Here is a 1,361-nt window from a genome sequence, read left to right as displayed (position 1 = left end):
GCCCACACGACGCTCCCCTACCCATCCACACTCCTGAACCACAAAGGCTTGGAAAATATGTGAATGCCACAACTTCGGCGGTGTACTTGAGCCCCGCTACATTGTCGGCGCGGAATCACTTGACCAGTGAGCTATTACGCACTCTTTTAAGGGTGGCTGCTTCTAAGCCAACCTCCTGGTTGTCTGGGCAACTCCACATCCTTTCCCACTTAGCACACGCTTAGGGGCCTTAGTTGGTGGTCTGGGCTGTTTCCCTCTCGACTATGAAGCTTATCCCCCACAGTCTCACTGCTGCGCTCTCACTTACCGGCATTCGGAGTTTGGCTGACGTCAGTAACCTTGTAGGGCCCATTAGCCATCCAGTAGCTCTACCTCCAGCAAGAAACACGCAACGCTGCACCTAAATGCATTTCGGGGAGAACCAGCTATCACGAAGTTTGATTGGCCTTTCACCCCTACCCACAGCTCATCCCCTCCATTTTCAACTGAAGTGGGTTCGGTCCTCCACGACGTCTTACCGTCGCTTCAACCTGGCCATGGGTAGATCACTTCGCTTCGGGTCTAGATCACGCCACTCACACGCCCTATTCAGACTCGCTTTCGCTACGGCTGCCCCACACGGGTTAACCTCGCGACGTAACACTAACTCGCAGGCTCATTCTTCAAAAGGCACGCCGTCACCAGAACAGAGCCGGCTCCGACGGATTGTAAGCACACGGTTTCAGGTACTGTTTCACTCCCCTCCCGGGGTACTTTTCACCTTTCCCTCACGGTACTGGTCCGCTATCGGTCATTAGGGAGTATTTAGGCTTATCAGGTGGTCCTGACAGATTCGCACGGGATTTCTCGGGCCCCGTACTACTTGGGATACTCTCACAGGCGGTACAAACACATTACGGTTACGGGACTAACACCCTCTCTGGCCGGCCTTTCAAAACCGTTCACCTATGCGCGCACATCACACCCCACCAGCCCGGCAGAACTGGTACGGAAAGTCCCACAACCCCGACCATGCAACGCCCGCCGGCTATCACACATGGAACGGTTTAGCCTGATCCGCGTTCGCTCGCCACTACTAACGGAATCACTATTGTTTTCTCTTCCTGCGGGTACTGAGATGTTTCACTTCCCCGCGTTCCCCCCACGCACCCTATGTGTTCAGGTACGGGTCACCAAGTCACTCGCGCGCTCAGCGGGGTTTCCCCATTCGGACACCCTGGGATCACAGTCCGGTTATCGACTCCCCCAGGCTTATCGCAGATTCCTACGTCCTTCTTCGGCTCCTAATGCCAAGGCATCCACCGTGTGCTCTTAAAAACTTGACCACAAAGATCAAAAACAAAAAACACTCGAGAGAACCA

At 54.5% G+C, this 1,361-nt stretch carries 1 rRNA gene; it reads right to left on the bottom strand.

Annotated features, from left to right (window positions below):
* Positions 1-1,325, bottom strand: a 23S ribosomal RNA gene (locus J2T23_RS19835); the annotation flags it as partial.
* Between the last annotated feature and the right edge of the window lie 36 nt (positions 1,326-1,361).

The sequence above is a fragment of the Pseudarthrobacter niigatensis genome (genome assembly GCF_030812615.1).
Lineage (GTDB): Bacteria > Actinomycetota > Actinomycetes > Actinomycetales > Micrococcaceae > Arthrobacter > Arthrobacter niigatensis.
The sequence above is the reverse complement of the archived record's forward strand: the minus strand, read 5'-3'. Positions and strand labels throughout refer to the sequence as shown.